General features: G+C 35.7%; 17 protein-coding genes, 1 pseudogene and 3 other annotated features. Of the genes and pseudogenes, 5 read left to right on the top strand and 13 right to left on the bottom strand.

The window, feature by feature from the left end:
• The first annotated feature begins 149 nt into the window (after positions 1-149).
• Complete coding sequence (locus J2Z23_RS17285; protein ID WP_057989038.1) at positions 150-899, top strand: phosphotransferase family protein; 750 nt, start codon at positions 150-152, stop codon at positions 897-899.
• A 17-nt stretch (positions 900-916) separates the two neighbouring features.
• Here the strand turns inward: J2Z23_RS17285 and J2Z23_RS17290 are convergent, their stop codons facing one another.
• The gene (locus J2Z23_RS17290; protein ID WP_209974676.1) at positions 917-1,723 is read right to left on the bottom strand and encodes a hypothetical protein; all 807 of its coding nucleotides are present in this window, start codon (positions 1,721-1,723) and stop codon (positions 917-919) included.
• Positions 1,724-2,009: 286 nt separating this feature from the next.
• Positions 2,010-3,416, bottom strand: coding sequence for an HD domain-containing protein (locus J2Z23_RS17295; RefSeq protein ID WP_209974678.1), 1,407 nt, complete (start codon positions 3,414-3,416; stop codon positions 2,010-2,012).
• 315 nt (positions 3,417-3,731) lie between these two features.
• Here J2Z23_RS17295 and J2Z23_RS17300 point away from each other — a divergent pair.
• A pseudogene (locus J2Z23_RS17300) lies at positions 3,732-3,869 on the top strand (zinc ribbon domain-containing protein); the annotation flags it as partial.
• Positions 3,870-4,611: 742 nt separating this feature from the next.
• Here the strand turns inward: J2Z23_RS17300 and thrS are convergent.
• The 3 genes from thrS to speG all read right to left on the bottom strand — a co-directional run bounded on the left by thrS (position 4,612) and on the right by speG (position 9,171).
• Positions 4,612-6,561 (bottom strand): threonine--tRNA ligase, encoded by a 1,950-nt coding sequence (gene thrS, locus J2Z23_RS17305; protein ID WP_064468040.1) that lies wholly within the window; start codon positions 6,559-6,561, stop codon positions 4,612-4,614.
• Positions 6,562-6,612: 51 nt separating this feature from the next.
• Positions 6,613-6,833, bottom strand: a binding site (T-box leader).
• A gap of 40 nt (positions 6,834-6,873) precedes the next feature.
• Positions 6,874-7,095, bottom strand: a binding site (T-box leader).
• Between the two features lie 41 nt (positions 7,096-7,136).
• Positions 7,137-7,356: a binding site (T-box leader), on the bottom strand.
• 193 nt (positions 7,357-7,549) lie between these two features.
• The gene (locus J2Z23_RS17310; protein ID WP_057987599.1) at positions 7,550-8,065 is read right to left on the bottom strand and encodes a CueP family metal-binding protein; all 516 of its coding nucleotides are present in this window, start codon (positions 8,063-8,065) and stop codon (positions 7,550-7,552) included.
• Between the two features lie 590 nt (positions 8,066-8,655).
• The gene (gene speG, locus J2Z23_RS17315) at positions 8,656-9,171 is read right to left on the bottom strand and encodes a spermidine N1-acetyltransferase (RefSeq protein WP_057989002.1); all 516 of its coding nucleotides are present in this window, start codon (positions 9,169-9,171) and stop codon (positions 8,656-8,658) included.
• 351 nt (positions 9,172-9,522) lie between these two features.
• On the opposite strand from speG, the gene J2Z23_RS17320 reads away from it, so the two are divergent.
• On the top strand, positions 9,523-10,503 hold the full coding sequence (locus J2Z23_RS17320; RefSeq protein ID WP_209974681.1) for a linear amide C-N hydrolase: 981 nt from the start codon (positions 9,523-9,525) through the stop codon (positions 10,501-10,503).
• A gap of 53 nt (positions 10,504-10,556) precedes the next feature.
• Here J2Z23_RS17320 and J2Z23_RS17325 read toward each other — a convergent pair whose 3' ends face one another.
• On the bottom strand, positions 10,557-12,785 hold the full coding sequence (locus J2Z23_RS17325) for an AAA domain-containing protein (protein ID WP_209974683.1): 2,229 nt from the start codon (positions 12,783-12,785) through the stop codon (positions 10,557-10,559).
• Between the two features lie 240 nt (positions 12,786-13,025).
• A complete protein-coding gene (locus J2Z23_RS17330; RefSeq protein ID WP_057988683.1) occupies positions 13,026-13,997 on the bottom strand; it encodes a tRNA dihydrouridine synthase in 972 nt (323 codons plus the stop codon).
• Between the two features lie 385 nt (positions 13,998-14,382).
• Between J2Z23_RS17330 and J2Z23_RS17335 the strand changes: the two genes are divergently transcribed.
• Entirely contained in the window at positions 14,383-14,973 is a 591-nt protein-coding gene (locus J2Z23_RS17335; protein ID WP_209974685.1) for a hypothetical protein, read from the top strand.
• A gap of 403 nt (positions 14,974-15,376) precedes the next feature.
• Here J2Z23_RS17335 and J2Z23_RS17340 read toward each other — a convergent pair whose 3' ends face one another.
• The 3 genes from J2Z23_RS17340 to J2Z23_RS17350 form a co-directional block, all read right to left on the bottom strand.
• Positions 15,377-17,653, bottom strand: a complete 2,277-nt coding sequence (locus tag J2Z23_RS17340) for an ATP-binding cassette domain-containing protein (protein WP_209974687.1) — start codon at positions 17,651-17,653, stop codon at positions 15,377-15,379.
• Between the two features lie 1,096 nt (positions 17,654-18,749).
• Positions 18,750-19,601: a VOC family protein gene (locus J2Z23_RS17345; RefSeq protein WP_057988686.1), complete on the bottom strand. Its 852-nt coding sequence runs from the start codon at positions 19,599-19,601 to the stop codon at positions 18,750-18,752.
• 12 nt (positions 19,602-19,613) lie between these two features.
• Positions 19,614-20,018 carry a DoxX family protein gene (locus tag J2Z23_RS17350; protein WP_209974689.1) on the bottom strand — a complete coding sequence of 135 codons (405 nt, stop codon included), beginning with the start codon at positions 20,016-20,018 and terminating at the stop codon, positions 19,614-19,616.
• A gap of 139 nt (positions 20,019-20,157) precedes the next feature.
• On the opposite strand from J2Z23_RS17350, the gene J2Z23_RS17355 reads away from it, so the two are divergent.
• On the top strand, positions 20,158-20,487 hold the full coding sequence (locus tag J2Z23_RS17355) for a winged helix-turn-helix transcriptional regulator (protein ID WP_057994399.1): 330 nt from the start codon (positions 20,158-20,160) through the stop codon (positions 20,485-20,487).
• Between the two features lie 477 nt (positions 20,488-20,964).
• Here the strand turns inward: J2Z23_RS17355 and J2Z23_RS17360 are convergent, their stop codons facing one another.
• The 3 genes from J2Z23_RS17360 to J2Z23_RS17370 form a co-directional block, all read right to left on the bottom strand.
• Entirely contained in the window at positions 20,965-21,204 is a 240-nt protein-coding gene (locus tag J2Z23_RS17360) for a hypothetical protein (protein WP_057988690.1), read from the bottom strand.
• A 172-nt stretch (positions 21,205-21,376) separates the two neighbouring features.
• The gene (gene rlmD / locus J2Z23_RS17365) at positions 21,377-22,717 is read right to left on the bottom strand and encodes a 23S rRNA (uracil(1939)-C(5))-methyltransferase RlmD (RefSeq protein ID WP_209974691.1); all 1,341 of its coding nucleotides are present in this window, start codon (positions 22,715-22,717) and stop codon (positions 21,377-21,379) included.
• A 160-nt stretch (positions 22,718-22,877) separates the two neighbouring features.
• Complete coding sequence (locus J2Z23_RS17370) at positions 22,878-23,489, bottom strand: Mu transposase domain-containing protein (RefSeq protein WP_057994398.1); 612 nt, start codon at positions 23,487-23,489, stop codon at positions 22,878-22,880.
• Positions 23,490-23,826: the final 337 nt, after the last annotated feature.

Below are 23,826 nucleotides of genomic sequence, written 5' to 3' on the forward strand. Positions count from 1 at the left end.
ATTGGAAAAGCAATAGAACTTGCTTATTTTCTTCATTGAACACTTTTTTAAATTTTCCTCGTAACATCTATAGCCTTCTTTGATACAATGAAGATATCTAAAAATATAAAATTTATGGAATATATCTTATTTACTTAAGGAGGAAACAAATGAATTTAGGCGCTCCGATCGCTGTAGGTAATACAGCAGAAATCTATCTATGTGATAACAAGATTATTAAAGTTTTTAAAGATTTTCTACCGCCTACGGAATCTTTATATGAAGCAAACAAGCAGAAATATGTTTATTCCTGCGGACTTCCAGTTCCTAAAATACTGAATGTTACAGAAATTGCTGGAAAACAAGCGATCATTATGGAATATGTGGAGGGTAAAACAATCGGTGATCTTTTATTAAAAAACATGGAGCGTACTGAATATTTTATAAATATTTCAGTAGAGATACAACAAAATATCCATGCGCATGTCGCTGATTCATTAGAACCTATGTCAGAACAATTAATCCGAAAAATCCAAGCATCCAGCTTTTTAGATAATAAACATAAGTCTCTCTTAACCAAAAAATTGAATGGTATAAAATATGAGGAAAGACTCTGTCATGGGGATTATCATTTATTTAACTTAATTCAAGCAATTCATGATGTAGTAATTATTGATTGGGTTGATTCCAGTGCTGGTGATATACGCGCCGATGTTTGCCATACATATCTCTTATACTCTCAGTTTTCAGAAAAATTGGCAGAAATGTATCTACAGATTTATTGTAAGAAAAGCGGGTTATTAAAAGACGAGATTATGCAATGGGCGCCTATCATTGCAGGGGCAAAATTATCGGAAAACATGCCCTCCGAAAATGTCAAACGGTTTCTAGAGATCGTACATTCTGATTGCCCTCATTAATAGATGTTATACTGTATTTATTGACTAGAATTCGATAATTCCAATTGTTTTGCTTTGGCTGCCGGCGTTAAACCATATCCTATATACCATTCATCAACTCCTTTAATTGCAAGCATGATCGAGTATTCATTACTTTTAAATTGTCCAATACGTGCATGAACGGGATTTTGAAGCTTCGGTGAAATGACGCCACTTGCATCTATTACCAGTTCCAACTGTGAACCAATGGGTACTTTTTCTAATGTAGATGCCTGCACAATTGCCTGATAAGTTTGGCCATTGCTATTTAATAATTTATCCTTCTCTTTTAAAATGTTTAACTCAAACATTGGAGCCTCTCTCTTTGCCGCTTTTTTAACAGCACGAATTCTCTCCCATGAAACCGTGAAAAATAAATACATTAGGATTGCTATTATTATACAGCCCATAACGATGATCCATTCTATCACCCCAGGGCCAGCAGGTTTTTCTTCAAATAATTGACCATTGTTAGATGACTTTAAAACCGTTATTTGTTCGCCAATTTTAATATCATTACTACGAACCTGGCCCTGTGATCCATCCGGTAAATCCACTTTGACCATTCGTACTTCCTCAAAATGGCGATTTATTCTCGTTCCGACAATCTGGCTGCCTTGAAATTCAGCAGTTGCAGTTACTTCAATTGGTTCATAGCGTATTGACAGTGTACGAATATGATCCAAACTGATCACAGTGGCAAAACTGACACAACCGATAAATATAATAATGAACGCAATAAACAACTTTCTCTCTTTTGCTAAATATTTCCTAATACTAGGTGAATTCAGGATAGTTTTATTCAATATCTCTGCACTCCTTTACTAGCCGCTTTTTTCACGATGTATTGAATCCTTTTTTCATATTTTAATTTTAGACATCGCTCAACCTTCAGAATTTATTGTTTAAAAAGGATTTTAGAAAGTCGGGACTGTTTTGTGCATTGAATGATTTATGCTAAGCTATCCTGCTTAGATTTCTCATGAATAATAGTACGATATTTGTTATGAACATAGAACAATTGCCAGCTCCTATAAATCAGACGCTTCCAAACTGTTCCTTACACCTCATCAAATATCAAATCTCGAATATTTATTGGATTTTTAATAATTCGCTAATTGCTTTATATGCTTTAGAAGTCTGAGCATAGTTTAACCAATCAAAAGAAACCATTTCTTTACTCGTTGTACATATTTCTACTATATCCATATCATGAACGACGGTATGGATTGGCTTCCACTCTCCATTCACTTTGGCATTGGACATTTTCCTTGCTATTTGAGGATTTAATGAAAAAGCAAAATCTATAATTGTGGATCCTTCAGGTAATGCGATTACATCCATCTTCGGGGTAAAGACTGTCATTTCTCTTTGAAGTAATTCAAAAGAGATTAATTCCTCAAATTCAATTGGCGTATTTGTAATAGATTTTACAGCATGAATGGAGTCTCCTAATAAATCTCCACTTAATGCTCTAATCTCTTCCATTGTCAAACCATTTCTTAATAAGCCAAATACTCCGGCATCATAGATTTCCCTGTCTTTCTCGGATTTGATAATAAAATGAACCTCAATATTATTGATTAGCACTTTAGTATTGATTTGTTTTAAAAAAGGTGAAATCTCAATCGCGATATTATCAACCATTTGATGTAGTGACGGTTTATATAATTTATGGATAACTCCTAAAGCAGTATAGCAGTCCATTTTCGATTTAGTGATAACGTTTATGAAAAACAAATCAGCAAGGTCATGTTCTTCCTGTAATAAAGAGTAAGATTGGTATAAAGGCACTTTAGTCCATTTTAGCTCAGTAATAAATGGAGCACCTTCTTTCATTATTTCAATCGCACAATTATTATATATCTTTGTAAAAATATTGGAGTAATTATTCATTAGTGTCTTTATATTTTTAAATTTAGGTGGATTTAAATAACTAAAGCCAAGTTCTTCTAACTCTTCTTGGAGTTTATACAATCCTAATTTTTCTGCCAGCGGAGAGAAAAAAATTAATGTTTCATTGGCATATGGTACTTTCTTTTCAACCCTTTTAACTGCAAGTGTTCTCATATTATGTAATCGATCCGCGATTTTCACTGCAGCCACTCTAATATCTTTTACAGAAGCGAAAAGTAATTTCTCCGTATTTATGGCACTGTACTCTTCCTTTCTAACCTTTCCTTTTTCAACTTTCGTTAAGCCTTCCACAATCTCCGCAACCCGTTCACCGAACCTTCTGTCAATTTCAAGTATAGGTACAGAAGTATCTTCTACAACATCATGAAGTAATGCGGAAATTAGTGTGGTGATATCCGCATGATAGGCTAAAAGAATTTCACATACTGCTATTGGATGAGTGATATAAGGTTCTCCTGTAGCCCTCTTTTGCCCATCATGTGCTTCTTCAGCAAAATCGAACGCTACTTTTAAAAGTTCCAATTCCTTCCTCGGGAGATAATCAATTTTTTTAATTAACCCTTCTTTTAAGGCGTCCGCCACGATATCCTCACCCTTTTTGAGTAATTATAACACTCAAATGTTTATTTTCTATAATATTTTTTTAAATGGGTTAAAAATATCGTGAATTCCGCATCCTTCCAAACAAAAGTTAACAAAGAATGGACTTTCGTATATTTGTTCACAAAAAACACCATCCCCTAAAAATAAAGTATGGTGCGTTTTTAGAAGTCCTCAATATAAAGAATGTTATGATGTTATGATGTGACGCATAGTAAAGCAAAACCATCCGATATAAAACTGCGATGATCAATACAGAAACTTTTTTAAATTTAACTGGCCAAAGTTCGAGACGATAATAAGCCACAAGACCGCAAATATACGTGTAAATGTGGATTCGAAAAACATCGCGATTTAGTCGGTGCTATGAATATTCGATACGCACCTGTGATTGATGGTAATAGTCAATCACAGGGTGCGTATGCACTGTCTTAGGAGGGGTAATGAGATACCCTCATCTTGAAGGCTGTTCAAAACAGAAATGGACTGCGAATGTTTAGTCATTCAAGAATCCCACCCGTTAAACCGCAAGGTCTAGGGCTTGCGCATTTAGACGTCGGAGTCCCAAATTGTCATAGAGTCTGGCATTATAATTGAAATAGTTGTTTAACATTAGCAAGAACATACACTACACATTTTGATAAGCTCTCCAGCAAAGCCTCAGTCCTCGTAATTTTGGAGAATTTTTCTATTTACTCTTTCGTATTTCCTGGCGCTTAAAAGGCTTCGAGTATTGAGTTTCTTCCCTGTATTGGCGCTCCGCATCTTTTTTAAAGACTTCCATTGCTTTGGTGTAAAGGAAACTCACTATTTTAGCCCTCCTCATTTTCTTCTTATTTCTACCATTTCCGTTTTCCCACCGACCAAAACGTTATTTTTAAAATTGTTTGTATGAGAAATTTCTTGTTGTTTGTTTATCTGCAAAATCGGCGAATATCATACAAACTAGTATATGCAATCTTAGATTATTGCAAATGGTAGAAGATTGATTAATCACAAGAAGTGACTTTTTTAAAGCACTTGCGGTTATTCTATTATCTAAGGCTATATGGCTGCGAAAAATTATATAATTAGCTAAAGTTTATTATCTTCAGACCGCATATACAGAGATTTCTACAGAAAGTGAGAGACCAACAATACTTTGGAAAGCGACTGTTAATAAAATTAACACGCCCTATTATAGATTTTTTTGGATATTTTCAGCTCCCTTGAGGCTATGACCTTCTATTTGTTGAACAATCTTCGCTTGAAAGTTTTTTAATATTTCATTCTTTGATTGTTGTTCCCCGTATTCTCTTATATTAACCGTTCCTGCATTTACTTCATTGTCACCTATAATGACCATGTACGGAATTTTTTGTATTTGTGCTTCTCTTATTTTGTAACCCAGCTTTTCATTTCGATCATCGACTTGTACCCTTATACCTGCTTGTTTCAATTCTTGGTGAATGTTTAAACAGTAATCCAAATGAACTTGAGAAACTGGGATGATTTGCACCTGTACTGGTGCCAGCCATACTGGAAAAGCTCCAGCAAAATGTTCAATCAAAATTCCAAAGAAACGATCAATTGAACCGAAAATAGCACGATGGATGACAACTGGACGAGCCTTTTCATTATTTTCACTTACATAAGTAAGGTCAAATTTTTCAGGCATTTGAAAATCAAGCTGAATGGTACCACATTGATGGCTACGTTTTAAAGCATCTTTTATATGAAAATCAATTTTCGGCCCATAAAACGCCCCATCCCCTGCGTTGACTTGATAGTCAACATGAAGTTGATCAAGCACATTTCTTAATGCCGCTTCAGATATCTCCCAAAGAGTGTCATCCCCCAATGAATCATCTGGCCGCGTCGAAAGTTCAACCGAATAATCAAAACCGAATGTACGATAAACTTCATCAATTAGGTTAAATACTTGCTTAATTTCACTTTCTATTTGATCTTCCCTAACAAAAATATGGGCATCATCTTGGCAAAATGTCCGTACCCTTAGGAGCCCCTTTAATGCACCACTGTATTCATGACGATGAACTTGGCCGAACTCTGCCAGCCGGATAGGGAGATCTCGATATGAATAAAGATTTTTTTTTAAAATAAGCATATGTCCTGGACAATTCATTGGTTTTAAAGCAAATTTTGTTTTATCCACCTCTGTAAAATACATATTTTCATGATAATGATCCCAATGACCGGATTTCTCCCATAGCTCTTGATTCATCATAAATGGTGTACGTACTTCATCATAGTCCGCATTACTTTGTACTTCTCTGGCAAAATTCTCTAGCTCATTCCTTATTACTTGCCCTTTTGCTAAATAGAACGGCATCCCGGGAGCTTCCTCAGAGAACATGAATAATCCTAATTGTTTCCCCAGTTTACGATGATCTCGTTTTTCTGCCTCTTCAAGAAAACGCAAATGTTCATCCAGAGCCTTTTTATTTTTAAAGGCTACTCCATAAACTCGTTGTAAAACATTATGATCATGATCTCCTCGCCAATAAGCACCTGAAACTTTTGTGAGTTGGAATGCCTTGATCAAACCTGTAGAAGGTAGATGGGGACCACGGCAAAGGTCAACGAATTCACCTTGTTTATATAAAGTAATTTTTTCATCCTTAGGAAGACCTTTTAATATTTCTATTTTATATGGCTCATCATTTTCTACAAATAATCTCACCGCCTCATCATAGGGCACTTCAATACGTTGAATTTCAAAGTTTTCATTTATTATTTTATTCATCTCTTTTTCAATAGCTCGTAAGTTATCTGAATTCAAACTTTGCTCCAACTTCATATCATAGTAAAATCCATCTTCTATAACAGGCCCTATTCCTAGCTTCACATGACCAAATAATCTCTTAACAGCTTGTGCCAATACATGTGCCGATGTGTGCCGTAGAATTTTTATTCCTGCTTCTGAATCTATAGTTAGAATAGAAAGACATGCGTTCCTGTTTAGTTCGTAATTTAAGTCAACAAGTTGATCATCTACTTTTCCCGCAACTGCATTTTTTCTTAAACTTGAACTTATAATGCCAGCAACAGTCGCTACAGTAGTACCTATCGGAAATTCCTTTACTTGCTCATTTGGAAATTGAATCTTTACTAATTTTCCTCTCATAATCAAACACTCCTTTATGTTGTTAAAAATAAAAAACACACTCATCCCTAAGAAAGGGACGAATGTGTTTTTCGTGGTTCCACCCAATTTCCCATAAGCTCTAAAAAACTTATGGCTCTGGCACCGTAACGTGGTAGGACGGTATTGGATACTTCAATTCCCCAATACAGCTCAAAGGTGGTAAGCAACTTTTCTGCGTTAGGAAGATCCCAGCATGACTCCCCTCTCTGTAAACCGGTAAAAGTTACCCATATCCTTGTCATAGCAGTTATTGTTTTTTTCAATTTAAAATAAAAACACACTCATCCCGAAGAAAGGGACGAATGTGTTTTTCGTGGTTCCACCCAATTTCCCATAAGCTCTAAAAAAACTTATGGCTCTGGTGCCGTAACATGGCAAGACGGTATTAGATACTTCAATTCCCCAATACAGCTTAAAGGTGGTAAGTAACTTTCCTGCATTAGGAAGATTTCAGCATGACTTCCCTCTCTGTAAACCGGTAAAAGTTACTCATGTCCTTGTCTTAGCGGTTATTGTATTTTTCAATATAAAATAAAAAACACACTCATCCCTAGGAAAGGGACGAATGTGTTTTTCGTGGTTCCACCCAATTTCCCATAAGCTTTAAAAAACTTATGGCTCTGGTGCATAACGTCGCATGGACGATATTGGATACTTTAATTCCCCAATACAGCTCAAAGGTGGTAAGCAACTTTCCTGCATTAGGAAGATTTCAGCATGACTTCCCTCTCTGTAAACCGTAAAAGTAGCTTTTGTCCTTATCATGGCTTTTTTTATAGTTCATTGAATTTTTAATTTCTTCATATACTACATGATCTTATATCGTTTTGCAATCCTTATTCATGAATTGTACTGTTTTCCTTCATTAATACGTGCGAAAACAGGTTGTTAAGGGTTTCGACACCATAACTTGTTTCCCATTTACTTAAGTGCAGAAGCTCATTTCCATAAGGCTCAAGTAATTACACTATATTAACTGCATTGTTGTTATACAAGTGTTGTCGCCTTCAAAAGTGGAAATTTCCGATTCCGCCGTTTTTCCATCTCGCTTAATTTCCACTTGAAATGTTTGATCACGTGGTAACCATAAATCAATAAATCCATTTGCGAAGGAGTTCATGGTTTCATCGACAATTACTTTGCCATCTTCATCCTGAATATATACCTCAAACTCTTTTTCCACTAATTCCCCTTGACAACCTGTTAAACTGTGGATCGCACAAGGGTGTGTTTGGTTAACAAACGGTGCAATTGAAACAAAAAACTCTTCTTTTGGAAGATCAAAATACTCCTCACTTCCGTTATCATTCACAATAAGTTCACGTGATGTAATAGATGCTGTGACATTCTCAAAACTACCAACACTATATTGCTGAACCTTTTCCTTTATATCCTCTGTCCCATTTTCTTTTGGTGTATTGTTGCAAGCTACTAAAATGAAGAGTAAGCATAATCCTGTCACAAATAGCAAACCTTTTTTCATCTCTTGTTCGACTCCTTTTCTGGCTTCATATTAAACAATCAACCTAAGCATTTTTTATCCTATGCTCTTATGGTACTTGCTCCAATCTCCCTATTGATTTCCATAATATTTTGCATCATTGAAACTAAATTAAATATAAGGAATAAAAACCTCACCGTTGCCACACTGCAGATTAGCACTGATCCACACGGATATTGCGCTATTGACTCGATGAAATACAGCTCGGTTATTGGACTTACTGTATATGTATTCTTTCGCTAGAGTGACAATATTGATCCTGATCCACCAAAAGCATAATGAATATTGCCAGAATCACTATCAGTCTTATTATACCTATAATATACCTTTAGGGGGTATATGTAAAGTAATTATCTCGCCTTAGTACACCGCGTTTCAGGGTAAGTATAAAACATTCAATATACAGAAATGAAAATTACTTTAAAATACTGTGCATCATAAAAAAACTGAATTCGCACAAAGTTTTTTGCGAATTCAGGACTAAAATTAGAAGGGTTATTTTTGCTGAGTAAATTGTTTAGTTAGTAAAGCAATCTTCACTTACCAGCAAAATAAAACTAACTGATTTCAAATTAGGAATCTTTCTTAAAGTATTTATGTTGAAACATACACATTCTTATTGCATTATGATATTCACCTTCAACAAAAAACTCGTCGATTAACTCACCCTCAAATTGAAAGCCGAGTTTCTTATAAATATGGATCGCTTTTTCATTCGTTTTATCAACGATTAAATATAATTTGTACATGTTTAATATTGAAAATGCATAGTCCATTGCTAGAAAGGTTGCAGATTTTGCATACCCCTTCCCTTGATGCAGGGGATCGATAATAATTTGAAATTCGGTTCTACGATGAATGTAATCAATCTCCACTAATTCAACTAGACCGACCATTTCAGTGCCTTTTTGTACAATAAATCTTCTTTCACTTTGATCGTGAATATGTTTATCATATAAATCCTGTAATTCAACAAACGCTTCATATGGCTCCTCAAACCAATAAGACATAATATTAGCGTTTATATTTAATTTATGGACAAATTCTAGGTCCACCCTCTCTAAAGGTCTTAATTTAACATCGTTCATTTTATTTCTCCTCTTTACATTGCATTTGATCTCCCAATCTCTTTTATCCTATGCCGAATGATCGAACAAGCATACCTTATTATGGTGTTCGAACCATTTTTTGCATGGCAGGAAAATTGATCATCATGATTATTATACCTCTTTACTGAGAACTAATGAATGCAAATAATAAATGGTTCAGCTATAGAGCCCACTTCACTATTTTTAATTTTATCTAGAACTGATATGAAAATTGATTTATATGAATATCTCCTCAACTTCAAAAAGCTGAGCAGAAATTGTCGTACTGTTCATTATTTTTATTCCAAACATACATTGTAATTAAACTCTATTTATGGGAGGTTTCCTGATATGTGTACCGCTATTACATTACAATCGATGCAAAGGGAGAACTTCTTTGGCAGGACTATGGATTTTTCCTACCCTATTGAGCCTGGGCTCTATGTTATTCCAAAACATTATGAATGGTCTAGCCTAATAACAACGAAAAAATATAGAAATCGCTATCGCTTTATCGGCATCGGCCAAAAGACAGAGGATATGTTGGGTTTCTTTGATGGTATGAATGAACGAGGTTTTGCCGCTGCTGCCTTATATTTTGAAGGATATGCCGATTATGATTTACCAATTAAAAATAATAAAGAGCTGATTGCCTCTCTAGATTTTCTGCATTATCTTTTAGGACATTGTAGCTCCATCGATGATTTACAAGCTTTATTAGCAAATATACAAATCGTAGGTTTACCCGATCCCGTTACACAAACAGTGGCCCCCTTACATTGGATTGCTACCGATAGAAGTGGCGGGAGTGTAGTGATTGAGCAAACGAAATCCGGTCTAGAAATTATTCATAATCCTATCGGTGTAATGACAAATAGCCCCGATTTCCAATGGCATATGACCAATCTAAGAAATTATCTAAATGTCTCAACTTCACAACAAAAGGAAACATATTGGGAGAATGTTTTATTAACTCCTTTTGGGCAAGGGGCGGGAACAATACAGCTCCCCGGAGGATTCACTTCTCCTGAGCGCTTCGTTCGGGCAGCGTTCCTAAAAACACATATCCTAGTGCCTGAAAATCGTTCCAAATCTATTTTGGCATGCTTTCACATTATGAATAATGTTTCCATACCTAAAGGAGTTATCCTCACAAACAGAGGAAGCTATGATTATACGAAATATACTGCATTTATGAACACAAGCACATGTGAATATTACTTTAAAACCTACGAAAACAATCAAATCATTACAGCAAGTCTTTGGGACTACAATATACAAGAGACACAACCAATCTATCTTGGAAGCATAGTGCACCCACTAACCATTTGATCATTGGATTTCATCCAGTTCCCTTACCCTGAATTATTTTTAATCATATTCACTTAAAATTGCTTTAATAAATATTCACATGCTTTAGCTGAATTAAGTCTGGCCGCTACAAAAGGGGGTGCCACACCTTTAATGCCCTCGAATAGAAGTCCGAGCCACAATACTTTTTTGTCAATCATCACAAACGGAAAAGGAAAGCTTTCGTCCAGCCAGTTGTCGCATTTGCTCCATTTTTCCGGAGAAATAACCGTCAATTTTATTCGTTTTGCTCTGTTTACTAGCTGATTATTCCATTCCTCCGATAATTGGGTTCCCTTAGGCAGACAGATGATAATCGATGACTTTGCTGCTCTTAAGTCACGAAGAACAACATCCACTTTCCGCGCATGCATCCATCTTAATTTTGGTTGTTGGTTACGAATCCATGAACCAATCTCTTTCGTCGTAATGGTTTGATTATTATAGATTTGATGATCAACAAGTTGTCTTAACGTTTTTCCTTTATAAATATGCTTTTCGATAAAATTCCGATCACCGACGTGAATGAATTTTCCTCTCGTTCGCGTAATCGCTACATTGATCAGCCGTTTACTATCTTTACCAGTAACAAGCATACCAGCTCGATCTTGCGGGGCACTATCAACCGTATCAAAGACCATCACATCACGTTCACTTCCTTGGAATCGATGTACAGTGGCTGCAATAATATCTGCCTCCATCCGTTCTTTCTCATATATCTCTTCGAGAAGTAGTTCCATTAGATTCGCCTGGGCACGATAGGGTGTCACATAACCGATTGATGTGGCTCCACCTATATATGCTTCCTGAATCAATTGAAAAGATAGCAACAGATGCCAGAAATTGAATCTAGAATTAGTCGTTTTATCACTCACACAATGCATGCCAGTAAAACTTGTATCCACAAGCACAGCCGCTTGCTCTTTAAATGGAGCGAGGCTAGTGATGTTATTTCTGCTTTTATCAACACTCTCGTGATCCTCCACAAGTGAGTGATAAACGTAGCGATTGGTAAATGCTGAAATAGCTGGGTGCATCCTCCGCTGTTCTTTTAATAAAAAGAGTTGTGGATGAAGTTTTCCTTTATTTAACCAATCCACTACACCAGCCTTATGAAATATATCCTCTTTTAACCATTCTGCCACTAATGGATTCCAACTCGAAGCGATCGGAGGCAATTGCATAAAGTCCCCACAAACAATGACTCTTTTTCCCAAGGATGCAGCAAATGCAGCCTGTGGTACATAAGCCATACTGGCTTCATCAAGAATGACAATGTCATAATTTGTTTCATAAACTGCGCTATCACTGGCTGCTTTTGCCAATGTTGTTCCAACAATGAATGCATCTTTTACTAATTCAACTTCTTTTTTACGTATTTTTTCTAGTATCTTAGAAAACTTTGTTTCTAGCTTTAATAATTGATCCGAATCTCGTTTACTAAAAGAAGTAGCCAGATCTTGCTTTAAATGCTTCCTTTCTTCAACGAGCCTCTCTCTGTCTTGGGCTAGGAGTGGATCTTGATTTTCAATGAGTTGATTGGTCGTAATTTCCGAATAAGCTGATTGACTATCTCCTTTATTCCCCCCGTAGCGTAGCACATCCCCTTCCTTGAATCTCTCTTTTCTTTTTATAAAATGAGTCATTTCATTCATTAATACATCAACAGCTTGGTTACTATGCGATAAAATCAATACTTTATTTTTCTTAAAGTATTGATTAGCTGCTGTTCTCGCCAATGTAAAGGTCTTCCCGGTACCAGGGGGGCCCCAGACAAATGTGGCAGGATTATATTTAGCCCTCAAAATCAATTCATGAAGATTACTCTTAATCTTCTCCTTTGGGTGTTTTGCTTCAACGGAAGGATTCATCAATCTCTTCACTCGCAACCGCTTTTGTTTGCTTTTTTTTATTTCATCCAAACGCTCGATTAATTGTTCAAGCAATTCCCAAGGATCATGCAGCAGTTCAGCATCTGGGATAAGGTCGCCAAAGTGTTGTTCTACCTCTAGGATAAGTCCCCTCCCCTCAGAGGAAAGCATCTTTCCGCTGCTCTTCATTGTTCCCCATTGCAATTTTACTAAGGAACCAACTGGTATCCTTAGTGTAATGGCCGTATCAAAGTAGTATCGATAAGGAACATTGTTTGATAACAATTTTCCATTTGTTACAGAATAGCGGCTTCCACCAAACTTTTTTAAGTGGTTAACCTCTTGTTGCAGAGCCAGCTGCCATTCTTTGATATATGTTTTCGTTGTTGACATGTGCTTCCCCTTGTCCTCTTTTCACAATATTTGTTACATCAAAAAAAACGATTGAATTTGCTTTTGTACACTCCTAATAAAATTCGATTTTCAAATATTTCTCAAGAACATACGTATTTCCGAAGATAAGCTTTGATGAAAAAGCGCCTGTGACGAATGGAATATTGTCGAAAAAGACACTGACAAATTCGAGATCGTTACAGGCAACTTATTTAAAATTCCTCTTTTGACATATATGCACTATCTCATCGCATTACTTTGTTCAAAATGATCAAGCATTGCTCGCACTTCATCCGTTGATTCTGTGCTCATTAATTCATTTCTTAACTCACTCGCTCCACGAAATCCACGGACATAGATCTTAAAAAAGCGGCGAAGCGGTCTGAATGGACGTGGTTCTACCTTAGAATATTTATCAAAGAGATCAAGATGCAGTCTCATAAGATCAAGCAATTCGATACTGCTATGCTCTTTTGGCTCTTTTTCAAAGGCAAATGGATTTGTAAAAACACCACGTCCAATCATAACCCCGTCAATACCATATTGTTGAGCAAGTTCTAAACCTTTTTGTCGATCAGGGATATCCCCATTGATCGTCAAAAGTGTATCTGGTGCTACCTGATCACGAAGTTTCTTAATTTCTGGAATCAATTCCCAATGGGCATCCACTTTGCTCATTTCCCTTTTTGTGCGCAAATGAATGGACAGATTCGCAATATCTTGTTTCAACACATGTGTCAGCCAGTCGTGCCATTCATCTACTTCCGTATAACCAAGCCTTGTTTTGACACTTACAGGCAATCCACCTGCTTTAGCTGCTTGGATTAACTCTGCAGCCACTTCCGGACGTCGGATCAGACCACAGCCCTTCCCATTCGGAGCAACATTCGGTGCGGGACATCCCATATTGATATCAACACCTCGAAAGCCTTGTTTTGCCATCCCAATACTCATTTCTCGAAAGTATTCAGGCTTGTCCCCCCAAATATGAGCGACCATTGGTTGTTCGTCTTCAGTAAAAGTCAAACGACCGCGTACACTATAAATTCCCTCAGGATGACAATAACTCTCCGTGTTCGTAAACTCAGTAAAAAATACATCAGGTCTACCTGCTTCACTAATGACATGACGAAAAACAACATCTGTCACATCTTCCATTGGTGCTAGTACAAAAAATGGCTTCGGTAAATCCTGCCAGAAATTATCTATCATAATTAACTCAATTCCTCTCATTGCTGGACACTAAGGTCTACCCTATTTCCACATTAAAAATATTAAATCTTCTACTTCCCTTAAACTTATATCATGCTTAAGCATCCTTAATCAAACCTATAACAAATTTGAACATAATTCAGTTTAATATGATGGAATAAAAAGTGCAATGGATTTTGATTAATAGGATTACAGTTGAGCAGAAGGACAACCAAAGACGGAATATAAGCAATCCGAAGTTAGAAATATTCCCCGAAATCTTGATAAGTAGTAAACTCGCAAAAATATGTTAGATGAACGGAACAATGATATACTTTATGATAGGGTTAGAGAATGGTTCTACATTATATAAGAACGAGTACACATATAAGGGGTCGATTAAAAAATGGATTATATGTCTTTAGCCATAGAAGCGAAGAGAAAGAAAGACTTTGAATTAGCACACAAATATTATGGGGCAAAAATGGAGCAGGATGGAATTACAGCAGGTTTGTTAAGATCCATTTCCAAAATATTTTATCTTGAAAAGCAAAATTACACTGCGCTTATGTTTGCTTTAGCAGCAACTCATCTATCACTGTTTCAATACCTTCAGGAATATAAAAATGGTGATTTAAATGTTAAGCAGGCTTTGGAAGTAATTCCGAACGAAATTATCGAACAGTTTCCACATCCAATCGGAGCTTTACTTATGCATGAACCAAATACATTAAAACATATTGCACATTCCTATGCGGATCAAGAAGAAGTTTATAAAGATAGACCTGCCGTTCGGATGTACGCTGAAGTCTACTATGTTCAAGTTTTAGGTGATGGTTCCCATGTTTCTAAACTAGAAGAATTTCGGTTGACTCCCGAAGAACATTTGAATTATGAAGAAAATGAATACATACCATTAGGCATTACAATTATTAAAGATCAAATTAAGTGGTCTGAGATCGATAACCCAGATGTTTCTATGTTATATCTAGTCTAGCTATCAGGAGGCAGGGGCATAAGTAAAATCAAAAGTATTATTAGAGACGAATAATGCATCACAGTAGCGAAGGATATTCCGAAGCTAGTTATCGCCCCAAATAGTTCGGTTTTTTCTTTGTTGAAAATACTTTTATCCCTGTCTCTTTCTTTATGAGCTATTTGTAACGAAGATGCAAATTAATTATTCATCATATATAAAGGTAGCGTGTAAAAAATACCAAAAGGCTTATCAACCTCTCTTAATATTATTCCACAGTTATTTGTGACAGTGAAAATAAAAAGAATGGCTGACAATGCCTTGTCCATACATCCATCATCAGAAAACGCTAAAATTCAAATTAAAATATATGGTCTTGTGATGGATTTGTTCGCTATTATTTATAACGTTCGCATTCCATCAATTATGAATGTCCTCTAACTCCAGCCTTTAACCATTTCGCTGTCAATGTTTCTGCATTTAACATCTTTTCTGGTGTTCCTTCAAAGATAATATGTCCGCCTTGTTCTCCTCCCCCAGGTCCCAGTTCTATAATCCAGTCACTTGCAGCTATAAAGTCCAAATTATGTTCAATGATTATGACAGCATTTCCCCTATTAACTAAAGTTTGAAAGACGTCTAAGAGTTTGCCATTATCTTTTGCATGCAACCCTAGCGACGGCTCATCTAATAAGTAGATTTGTCCTTCCTTTTGCAAATGACTTGCAAGTTTTAGACGTTGAATTTCTCCTCCACTGAGCGAACTAGTCGTCTGTCCTAAGGTTAGATACCCTAACCCTACCTCCTTTAGCATAAGTACTCTTTTTAATACCTTGGGCAGTTTAAAATAATTTAGCGCCTCGTCTATTGTTAAAGCTAATATCTCTACTATATTTTTATCTTGATATCGATAGGATCGTGCTTTGTCTGAAAATCTTGTGCCCCCACATGCTTCACAGCGAATCGTCACTGGATCCGCAAAAGCTACATCAGGCTTTGTCACCCCTTTTCCATTGCAGATCGGACATGCTCCTATAGAGTTAAAACTAAATAAGCCTGCTGGCTGTCCCGTGCTTTTCGAAAATATCGAACGTATATCATCCATGATGCCCATATATGTAGCTAGTGTCGAACGATTAGAGACCCCGATGCCATTTTGTCCTACCATAATCGATTCGGGATAATTTTCTGCTAATGCATCCAATATTAAGGAGCTTTTCCCTGAACCAGATACTCCACATATAGAGACTAAGACATTTCGAGGAATTTTTAGGTTTATATTTTTTAAATTATTATTACTAGCATTTTTTATTGTAAAATAACTTTGGATATCTCTTGGATTTTGATTTATTTTTAGGTTGTCGTTTAGGATGGATGCAGTTGGAGTGTTTTGTAATCCTGCTAATTTTCCTTGATAGACAACTTCTCCCCCATTTACCCCTGCTCCTGGTCCCATCTCTATGATTTCTTCCGCTACTTTCATTATGGATAAATCGTGTTCAATAACAATAACGGTATTATGTTGTTCTTTTAGATTTTTTAGCATCTGAATTAACATATCTACTTCTTCTGGATGGAGTCCTGCACTCGGTTCATCAAATATGTATGTGATATTGTTTAGACTACTTCCTAAATGACGAGCAATTTTTACTCTTTGCGCCTCACCACCAGACAAAGTCCCCATTTTTCTTGAGAGACTTAGATATCCTAACCCCATTTTAATGAGATGGTTAATTGGTGGGATTGCCTGTTGTGCGATAGATTCCCCTAGCGGATCTGTTATCTTTGATAATTCTTTTAATATATCTATAAGTTCTAACAGATCATATTCCGCGATATTTAAGCCATTAATTCTACATGCCAATACTTTCGGGTTTAGACCTGAACCATGACAAGCCGGGCATAATGATTGTGTCGATACAGCTAACACATCATCCTCTGATACCTCTTTTAGTTTCGAGATATCTCTGTTGATATAGAGACGCGTAAATCTCGGCAATAACCCATCCCACTCATGAGCTTGCGGTCCATTTTTCGTGTGAAATGGCGCATATACTTTCTCACCTTCTGGAGGACCATATAGCAGTAAGCGGAGCTTTTCCTTAGGATAGTCTTTTATAGGTAGATCTGGATCAAATAATCCGCCAGTCATCATCCATCTGCCTTGCCAGCCTGAAGGCGATAATGGCTTAAATTTCACCGCATAATCGCGAAGTGACTTATCGAAATCAATCAACTTTTTTAGGTCTGGCACAACTACCTTGCCAAACCCATTGCATTCCGGACAGCTGCCAAAGGAGCTTTGGCTCGAAAAGTCGGTGGCAGAACCTATTGATGGCTTTCCTATCCGTGAAAACAATAGTCTAATTAATGGATCGATATCCATATAGGTGCCAACTGTTGAACGAGAATTACCTCCTATCGCTCGTTGTTCCACAACGACAACTGGGCTTAAGTTTTGCATAAGATCAGCGTGAGGCCTTTCATATCTAGGCATTTGGTTTCTAACATAGAGAGGATAATTCAAAGTCATCTGTCTTCTACTTTCTGTTGCTAATGTATCAAAAACAACTGAGCTCTTTCCTGAGCCTGAAAGACCAGTAAATACGATAATTTTTTCTTTTGGTATATTTAAATCGATATTTTTTAAATTATTTTCTGTAAGCCCTTTTAAAATAATTTCATCTCTTATTTTTGACATCTAATCATCCCTTCTCATTTTAGCAACCGCGATTCCGCTCAGATTATTGTTTCTTTCATACCTTTTTCGTTTTTAAATAAGTGCTCACATATAACAGAAAGGAGAATGAAACATAAGAAAAGGCACTGAATAGGACTCAAGTAATCATCAGACATTTTACTTGATAAAGCCAGTTAGATCAATGAATTGACATGATTGATAAAAACTTACTTATTATTGGATTAAGACTCGAAAAGCAGAAAGGTCTGGGAGATAAATTAGTAGTTTCTCTCAATTAAAAAGTGGTTACTTAGCATTTTAACAATAAACTTAACTGACCAAATAATCTACAGAACAATATGCTGAAATTAATAAGATTAATTTAAAAGACGGGGAAAAGGGAGTGAAAAGTATCTTTACTTTGAATTATTTTTTTGAGTTGCGGAATCTAAAAAGCGAAAAGGAGAGAATTTTAATGATTATACCTTTGGTCCGAATAGAATTTATTTTATCTTGGCTAATTGTCTTCCGAAAAAACAGTTAAAAGATGTTTAACTGCTTCTGTAATGTCTGCTTTATTAGTTATGACCACCGTTTTTATTGGTTCTCTGAAGTACAAAAATAAGGATTTATAACATATTAAGTGTTATTTTAGGACCTTCTCAGTAGGAACAATATGGATTTTTGAAAGGTTATGGACATACTTAATACAAAATTTGATTTACGCCTTTTCAATATTATATCTTTATCAACTTGATCACATATGTAAAATTCACCCGTGTCCATCATCTTCTTGCATCCATGTCATTTTCCCTAATCATATTTGATTTTCAATCATTTCTTGAGAAACCCTATTCCACTTGGTTGCGATTGTTTACTAAACGAGCTCTCTTCTATAAATAAGAGCTCGTTTAGTAGTCTACCTTGTCAGATCACTTCTGTTATGCGATATACGATGAGCCATAAAAAGGATTAGATATTATTGAGTTTTCCGGAATCCCTCATTGCTTATTTAGTATTGGTAAATTCTTTCTGTACTTAGTGACGATCGTTTTTCTAGGAATGGGGTCTAGTCTATATCAGCGAGTGTAAATATTTCTACTTCTATCGCCCTCTCTTAAACAGTTAATTCTATACGGTTTCCAGACGGATCATAAGTGAGTAATCTGCCATCTTCTTCTTTTACCGAAACTCCGATTTTATGCAAATTGTTAATCGTTTCTTTGACTGCTTCTTCACTCGGTAAAATAAGCGTGAATGATTCCATTCCAACACTATTCTCTGATGGCTTTGGCGCTCCTACACCATTCCATGTGTTCACCCCAATATGATGGTGGTATTTTCCTGTTGATAGGAACAAAGCTTGTCCCCCATAACGATTAACGACATCAAATCCAAGGCCATTCACATAAAACTCTTCTGTTTCCCTCAGTTCGGAAACATGCAGATGGATATGTCCCATTAATGTAGCTGCAGGCAATCCTTTCCATGTTTTTTCTGTTACAACATTCTTTAATAACCTTTCAAAATTTAACGGATCTACTGTCATGGCCACTTCTTCCCTGTCCCATTGCCATTCAGAAGGATCACGATCGATATAAATTTCAATCTCATTTCCATCAGGATCATGTAAATATAATGCCTCACTGACGAGATGATCAGATGATCCAAATCGAATACCATTTTCTATGAAATGGACAACAATATTGGCCAAATCTCTTTTTTCAGGCAAAAGAAGTGCAAAATGATATAAGCCAGTTGTTCTTCCTTGTTTTGGAATAACATTTTCAGGTTGCTCCAACGATAGAATGCTTGTTTTCCCATCTGTTGTAAGTTTGGCTGTCGATGATGTCCGTTCTAAAATAGTGAATCCGATTATTTCTTGATAATACTGTAAAGACCTTTCTAAATTTTCCACCTTTATATTGACATGACCAACAAATGTCTTTGGTTTTCTGTGAAAGCTCATATTATATTCCTCCTAATTATTCGTTGAATTAAATAACTTTTGATCTAAAGATAATACCGATTTATCAGCGAATATAAAGAAAAAGGATATTGCTAATAATAGCAAATCAAGTTCATATCCAGCCATTTGGCCATTGCCAAGGAAACCGAGTGATAATTTTGCAGTAAAAATAGCTCCTATCATAATAAGTGCAAATAGCAAACTAATGATTCTGGTTCCAATCCCAAAAATTAAAGCAATCCCCCCAATTAGCTCTATTGTAGCGACTACATAGGCTAGAAAACCTGGAATTCCAAGACTGTCAAAATATCCTACTGTATTTGAAATTCCATCTTGGAACTTAGATAAACCATGAATGAAAAATGTTAGACCAAATACCACCCTTAAAATAACTTTCCCGATTTCTTGTTTATACATTTTTACTCTCCTTTTTTCACCCGGTTACTTTATGTAACTAAATTTATAGTAGATATTATATATTGTCAAGTTATTAATTTACCTTTGTATAACAAATTAACTTTTTATGGTATACTGTAAATAAGAAAGGTGAATGCACATGACAGAACCAACAATTTGTCCAAAGTTTGAAAAAGCCATCTCTCTACTAAGTCAGAGATGGACAGCATTAGTTATTTATCAATTACTACTCGGTACACAGCGTTTTAGTGAAATTCAATCGTCTATTGGTATAAGTGGGAAAGTATTATCGGACCGTTTAAAAGATTTAGAACATCAAGATATAGTAAAGCGTGAAGTTATACCCGAAACACCGGTCGTGATCGAATACTCCTTAACTGAAAAAGGACATTCGATGGAACCAATTTTGAGAACAATCGAGAACTGGTCTCAAAATTGGGTGAAAGAATCTGAGTTGTCCAGAGATTAGTTTATAAAAAAGGGTTGTCCTCAATTAGTGAAATGAATGTTTGAGGACAACCCGTTCTATTTTTAACTCTTGCAACTTGTTCTAAATTCTTTTGTTCATAATATATCTGATAATAATGGAAGGTCTAGGAAAAGGGCAATACAAACAATATTTTTTCAAGATTAGGCCACATGTGATAACCATAACCTGTCTAAAGATTTTACTAATATGTGACACAACCTCTACATTTACTTGAATAAGTTGTGCTAGTTTCTTCTCATTTGCCAGGAAAATGGCTGGTGTTTGGATTGGAGAAAATCTATACATCAGTATTCGGAATTAGAGATGTTTTTTTGTTAGACACTTAGAGGCTGGGGAGGGAAGGACGAATTCCCTCGTATCATAATGCGCAGCGAAAATATACTTCACTAAATTAAGGTATTGTTCGTCTTTATAGCTTAATATTTTCATTATGTGTTCTAGCCTCTTCTTCAAGTATTATACAGACTTTTTGTTGATTAGCTTAGTAGTACCAAATGCTATGCCCAGAGCTATTAAGGATATTACAAGAGGAGAAATAGAACTTGTACTACCAAACTCAACATAAGACGATATTGATGAAACCTTTTCCCATGATCCACTAGGTGTATAAAACATTGTTAGCAACATACCTGATAATATTTGGAGCGCTAAAAAAGCTATACTAAAACTCCCGACAAACAATAAGTATTTTTTCAAAGTATTCCCTCCCTCTCTTCAAATCACTACGATTTAAGTCTCTAAAAGGTTTCAGAATGTTCTATCACATCATACCTTACTCTAAGCTTCAAGTTCCTTTCTGATATTGCTCTTTACGAAATCGGGGTCTGAAAACCGAATGTTTATTTTGGTTCAGCGTTGTTTATATTAGTTAGACAGTTCCTCTTTGTAGCAGAACCACACACTCTACATGCGACGTTTGCGGAAACATGTCTACTGGTTGAATTTCTTTTACTTTATATCCATTTTTAGTTAAATATTTTAGATCTCTTTTCAAAGTGACTGGGTTGCAAGAGACATAAATCACTTTCTTTGGCGATAGTTTGATCAGGGAAGATAAAAACTTTTCGTCACTTCCTGATCTTGGTGGGTCCATGATAACTAGGTCCATTTTTTTATTTTCATTTGCTAGTTTCACCATAAAATCCCCAGCATCATCGTTGTAGAAATAGGTATTTTTAATATGATTGTTTTTGGCATTTTTTATTGCATCTTTTACTGCATCTTTATTTAGTTCAACACCTATAACTTTCTTCACTTTGTCACTAACTATTAATGATATCGTACCTATCCCACAATATGCATCTATGACTGTTTCATTGCCTTTTAGTTTTGCCATCTCAATTCCCTTGTTATATAAAATTTCAGTTTGAATGGGATTGACCTGATAAAAAGACTTAGCTGAAATTTGGAATTTTACACCACATAATATATCTTCAATATAACCCTTTCCATATAAAACAGTCTCCTCATTTCCCAGTACTACTGACGTTCTCCGCTTATTAATATTCATAATAATAGTAGATATTTCTGGATGAGCTTTAACCAATGCTTTGATAAAATTATTTTTACCTGGGAAGACTTTTGTGGATGTCACTAAAACAACCATTACTTGATTCGTTGCAAATCCTCTTTTTATCAGTATATGCCTTAGAAACCCTCTACCTGTGTCTTCATCAAATGGTTGCATTTTAAAGGACTTCATAAATTCTTTGATGGTGTCTATAATTTCATCTGCCTTACGATCATGTATCATACATTCGTCTATATCAATGACATGATGACTGTCTTCCTGATAGATTCCGGATATAATTTTTCTCTTTTTATTATAGGCAAATGTTGAGTGCACTTTATTTCTATAGTAGTAAGGTTCTTTCATCGGTAAAATATCATTTACTTTGCCATATGATTTTAAAAGATTCTCAACTAATCTTTGTTTAAAATTGTCCTGTGCTTCGTGAGACATATGTTGGAGCTGGCATCCACCACATTCGCTATAATATAAACATTCTGGTTTTACCCGATGCTTAGATTCTTTTTCAATTTTGACTACATTAACAAAAGTTTTATGTTTCGTTTTTATTATCTCAACGGTTGCAGTTTCACCTTCAAGTAGATTGGATACAAGGTAATCTTTCCCTTTTATATTTACAATTCCCTTTCCACTTTCATGCAGAGCTGTACATGTAACTTTTAACTTTCCTTTATTCATCTTGCACCTTCTTTCCCCTAAATAATATCATGTAAATTCTTTTGCCACCATCTGTTCATGTACTTTTATTGTTCCCATTTTCAATAAAAACGTTTAATAAAATGAGATACTTTATGGGCTTAAAGAACATAATATGATGGAATTAGGTAGACCAAATCATTTATTCACCCTGAACCAAGTATTTAGCCCCACGGACAAATCCATAGTCATCAGATGTGGTATGATTACTACTAATATCAGTTTTCTTATTTTGCTTTTTCTTCTTATTTCTCTCCAGTACGCTTTTTAACACAGAAACTGTTGGCTTTGTTGATATTTCAAGTAAAGTTTCTGTTGCTTTTTCTATTTCTTCATTTGTGTATTTTGTAGCTATATTCCTCAATGTGCTAAGGATATTTAATGCTTTTTTCTCTACATTCATTTCCAGGATATAAGAAACAAATTGTGCTATAGATGGTCCAATTGTTTCTGCCCACTTCCGATTATTTTCGGGATTATGTTCTAAATATAATCGGTGATTATCAGGCATATGGTCCGGGTTCGTAAAAAACTCGCCAATTTCACCCTTTAATCGTTTATGGGATGCAATACGGACTTCTTTGAAGTAAACTTCAATTAAATCCGCGGTTAGTCGTATATCGACATCTTCTCGGACATAATCATATGGAACGGAATAATACATTCGATCAACTTGGATGTGGTAGTTCAGTTGAACTTTTGATTCTATTATAATGGCTCTCCGGTCCGCAATTGGTGGCTCTTTCCTCCGCAATCGGTGGCTCAAAACTATGCACAAGTGGCTCAATTCATCTGCAATAATCAACGCATGAAAGTGAATGTGGACCATATTTTATTATGAAAGATTAACAAAAAGGGGGCGATTGTTTCAAAAGAACATTCGCTTCTTTAGCTAATGGTATGCTTTATTGAACAAGACAATATAATTGAAAACAAAGAAAAATGCTTGGATATACATAACTTATCCAAGCATTTTTGCGTGTAAAACGTAAGCCCGAAATATAAAAATAAACGTACCTTTTTCGGTACGCATGACAAATAGCTGTTATTCTTATGTTTTTTCAAAGAGTGAACGGCTATTACTATAGTTT

The organism is Lederbergia galactosidilytica (assembly GCF_017873565.1).
Classification (GTDB): domain Bacteria; phylum Bacillota; class Bacilli; order Bacillales; family Bacillaceae_C; genus Lederbergia; species Lederbergia galactosidilytica.

Excerpts from the sequence above, each read along its gene's own strand:
- J2Z23_RS17335 (WP_209974685.1), top strand. The coding sequence starts at position 14,383 with ATGGATTATATGTCTTTAGCCATAGAAGCGAAGAGAAAGAAAGACTTT.
- J2Z23_RS17320 (WP_209974681.1), top strand. The coding sequence starts at position 9,523 with ATGTGTACCGCTATTACATTACAATCGATGCAAAGGGAGAACTTCTTT.
- J2Z23_RS17285 (WP_057989038.1), top strand. The coding sequence starts at position 150 with ATGAATTTAGGCGCTCCGATCGCTGTAGGTAATACAGCAGAAATCTAT.
- J2Z23_RS17330 (WP_057988683.1), bottom strand. The coding sequence starts at position 13,997 with ATGATAGATAATTTCTGGCAGGATTTACCGAAGCCATTTTTTGTACTA.
- speG (WP_057989002.1), bottom strand. The coding sequence starts at position 9,171 with ATGAACGATGTTAAATTAAGACCTTTAGAGAGGGTGGACCTAGAATTT.
- J2Z23_RS17355 (WP_057994399.1), top strand. The coding sequence starts at position 20,158 with ATGACAGAACCAACAATTTGTCCAAAGTTTGAAAAAGCCATCTCTCTA.
- J2Z23_RS17350 (WP_209974689.1), bottom strand. The coding sequence starts at position 20,018 with ATGTATAAACAAGAAATCGGGAAAGTTATTTTAAGGGTGGTATTTGGT.
- J2Z23_RS17325 (WP_209974683.1), bottom strand. The coding sequence starts at position 12,785 with ATGTCAACAACGAAAACATATATCAAAGAATGGCAGCTGGCTCTGCAA.
- rlmD (WP_209974691.1), bottom strand. The coding sequence starts at position 22,717 with ATGAATAAAGGAAAGTTAAAAGTTACATGTACAGCTCTGCATGAAAGT.
- J2Z23_RS17345 (WP_057988686.1), bottom strand. The coding sequence starts at position 19,601 with ATGAGCTTTCACAGAAAACCAAAGACATTTGTTGGTCATGTCAATATA.
- J2Z23_RS17340 (WP_209974687.1), bottom strand. The coding sequence starts at position 17,653 with ATGTCAAAAATAAGAGATGAAATTATTTTAAAAGGGCTTACAGAAAAT.
- J2Z23_RS17310 (WP_057987599.1), bottom strand. The coding sequence starts at position 8,065 with ATGAAAAAAGGTTTGCTATTTGTGACAGGATTATGCTTACTCTTCATT.
- thrS (WP_064468040.1), bottom strand. The coding sequence starts at position 6,561 with ATGAGAGGAAAATTAGTAAAGATTCAATTTCCAAATGAGCAAGTAAAG.